General features: G+C 24.4%; 1 protein-coding gene. It reads left to right on the forward strand.

Features of this window, described 5'->3' with window-relative positions; genetic code table 11:
* Positions 1–87: 87 nt before the first annotated feature.
* Entirely contained in the window at positions 88–879 is a 792-nt protein-coding gene (locus H3T96_RS14580) for a hypothetical protein (protein ID WP_144093571.1), read from the forward strand.
* The last annotated feature ends 103 nt before the right edge of the window (positions 880–982 follow it).

Consider the following 982-nt stretch of genomic DNA (forward strand, 5'->3'; position numbering starts at 1 on the left):
TAACGATAGTTTAATGGTAATAATCCTGCTATTATGTTTAAATTTTGATTATAAGTTTATTTTTTACTTAAATAAGGAGATTCATAAGTGATAAGTCAAATTAAAAGCCTTTATAGAGATAAAAATAATGAAGATTATTACTTTGGTTTTATTAGAGCGTTAGATGAAGGAAATGATTATTATTTTAAAAAAAAAGATTTTGATAATCTTCCTATAGAAGACATATCTATTGGAATGAAAGTTTCATTTACTAACCATGATAAAGAATCTGGACAACGGTTTGCTACAGAAATAAAAATCATAAAATCAGATGCTGACAGCATTAATGACAGTAACGAAATTGTAAATAAAATAGGCGTTGAAGAGTATAAATCTTATCTAATTGATTCAATTAACAAAATAAAATTAATTAACGATCCTTCAGAATTTGAAGATTCAGTCTTTATTTTATTAAAAACTATTGGAGTTAATAAAACATTTCAATTTGATCGAATTAATCAAGCTGGCAAGGCTGATGGTTTTTTTATAATAGAAAATTTAGCTGTAATGTATGACTGCACTTTACAAGGAAATTTTGAATCATTTAAAGAAGAGCAAATTGAAAACTATATTAATAAATTAAGTCAAAAAGCTCAATTAACCTTTAATACAAAAAAAATTGATGGTGGAATTACACCTAAAACTATTCAATTAACAGGAAAAAGTAAACAGGTATGGATAATAACTAAAGGTGAAAGCAAAGAATTAAGTGATTTTGATAATGTAAAAGTTAAAGAAATTTCGATTTATGATCTTTGTGAAATATACAAAAAAAGACTTAATGATATAACTTACGATAATGAAAAATTAGTAAATGATCTTATTTTTATTGGTAAATAATTTTTGTAGTGGCTAAATGTATGATAACGTAACTTCTGATTTATTAAATTAAATCACTGGTTACGAAGCCAAAACAAAAAGCGAAAGCAGACGCTTTATTTAT

It is taken from the genome of Gilliamella sp. W8136 (assembly GCF_016101285.1).
GTDB lineage: Bacteria > Pseudomonadota > Gammaproteobacteria > Enterobacterales > Orbaceae > Gilliamella > Gilliamella apicola_N.